1 pseudogene is annotated in these 361 nt (G+C 77.8%); it reads left to right on the plus strand.

The window, feature by feature from the left end:
* Positions 1–361, plus strand: a pseudogene (locus B2747_RS20110) (hypothetical protein); the annotation flags it as partial.

A 361-nucleotide genomic window follows, 5' to 3' on the forward strand; every position in this document is an offset into this window, starting at 1 on the left:
CCCGCCGAGCTCGCGGCGCCCGCGAGTGGCGAGCAGCCGCGCGACCCGGTCACCGGCCAGTTCCTGCCCCGCGACCAGGCCGCAGGCGAAGGCGCCGACCCGGCGGCCACGCCGGCGGTGGACCCGGCCGCGCCTCCGGCGGGAGAAGAACCGCCGGCGGAGGGCGCTGCCGGTGAGGAGCCGCCGCTCGACCCGGCGCTCATCGTGGAGCTGTTGCCGCGCCGACCGCACGAGGAGCCGCTGCAAATCGCCGTCGACTCGCCGGAGACGGCCGAGCGGTTGCGGCAGACGCTGCGCGGCGCCATGCGGCGCGAGGAGTACGAAGACGCCTTGCGCAGCGTGCAGGTGGCGCAGCAGCGCG

The sequence above is a fragment of the Gemmatimonas sp. UBA7669 genome (assembly GCF_002483225.1).
Lineage (GTDB): Bacteria > Gemmatimonadota > Gemmatimonadetes > Gemmatimonadales > Gemmatimonadaceae > Gemmatimonas.